The organism is Mesorhizobium sp. M7A.F.Ca.US.005.03.2.1 (assembly GCF_003997795.1).
Lineage (GTDB): Bacteria > Pseudomonadota > Alphaproteobacteria > Rhizobiales > Rhizobiaceae > Mesorhizobium > Mesorhizobium ciceri.
Genome location: NZ_RZRP01001266.1, coordinates 1 through 1225, shown reverse-complemented (window position 1 = coordinate 1225; position 1225 = coordinate 1). Strand labels below are relative to the sequence as shown.

At 65.1% G+C, this 1225-nt stretch carries 2 protein-coding genes; both read right to left on the bottom strand.

Translation table 11 applies throughout. The annotated features are described in order from the left end of the window. Positions 1-586 (bottom strand): Mur ligase domain-containing protein (locus EN991_RS36885; RefSeq protein WP_245461183.1); only part of this gene is annotated, 586 nt, incomplete at its 3' end. Next, positions 583-1225, bottom strand: a 643-nt coding sequence (locus tag EN991_RS36880) for a glycosyltransferase (protein WP_281058855.1), incomplete at its 5' end; no start/stop codon positions are given. The genes EN991_RS36885 and EN991_RS36880, both read right to left, overlap by 4 nt.

Genomic DNA, 1225 nt, shown 5'->3' with positions numbered 1-1225 from the left:
TGTCGAAGCTGCCATAGTGGTCAAGATGCTCGGGGTCGATGTTGGTGACGACCGCGATCTCGGCCGGCAGTTTCAGGAAGGTGCCGTCGCTCTCGTCGGCCTCGACCACCATCCATTCGCCGTCGCCCATGCGGGCGTTGGTGCCGTAGGCATTGATGATGCCGCCATTGATCACGGTCGGATCGAGCCCGCCCGCATCGAGCAAGGTCGCCACCATCGAGGTCGTCGTCGTCTTGCCATGCGTGCCGCCGATCGCCACCGCCTGGCGAAAGCGCATCAGTTCGGCCAGCATCTCGGCCCGGCGCACGATCGGCAGCAGCTTTTCGCGCGCGGCCTTCAGCTCAGGGTTGGATTTCTTGATCGCCGTCGAGACGACCACCACCTCGGCATCGCCGAGATTCTCGGCCCTATGGCCGACGAAGCATTCAATGCCCTTGTCGCGCAGCCGCTGCACATTGGCGCTTTCGGCCTGGTCGGACCCTTGCACCTTGTAGCCGAGATTGTGCAGCACTTCGGCAATGCCGCTCATGCCGATGCCGCCAATGCCGATGAAATGCACAAGGCCGATGGTCTGCGGCATCTTCATGCTTGCGTCCCCTTCCTGAAATCCGAAACGGTTTTTTTGGACGCAATAGCCTCTGTAAGATCGGCGAGCAACCGTGCCGCGTCCGGCCTGCCGGCCGATTTCGCACCCGCCGCCATCGCCGTCAGCCGATCGGGGTCGTCCATCAGCCCGCCGACAAGCGCTGCGATGCGTTCGGACGAGAGCGAGGATTGCGGATGCACTTCGCCGCCGCCGGCAGCGGCAAGGGCCGCCGCGTTCGCCGCCTGATCGTGATCGAGCGCATGGGGGTAAGGCACCAGCAGCGCCGGCCGGCCGATGACGGCGATCTCCGAGACGGTCGAGGCGCCGGAACGCGAGATCACCAGATGAGCGGCCGCCATGCGTGCCGCCATATCGGTGAAGAAGGGCGAGACCTCGACGGCGACGCCAAGGGTGGCATAGGCCGCCTTGACCCGCGCCACGTCATCGGCGCGCGCTTGTTGGGTAATGACCAGCCGTTTGCGCTGGGCGTCGGAAAGCAGCGCAATGGCTCCCGGCACGGCATCGGAAAAGAATTGGGCGCCCTGGCTGCCGCCAAAAACCAGCAGGCGGAACGGTTGATCCCCGGCAGATGCCGCATAGGCAGTCTTGGCCGCTTCCAGCACCGCAGGCCGGACCGAA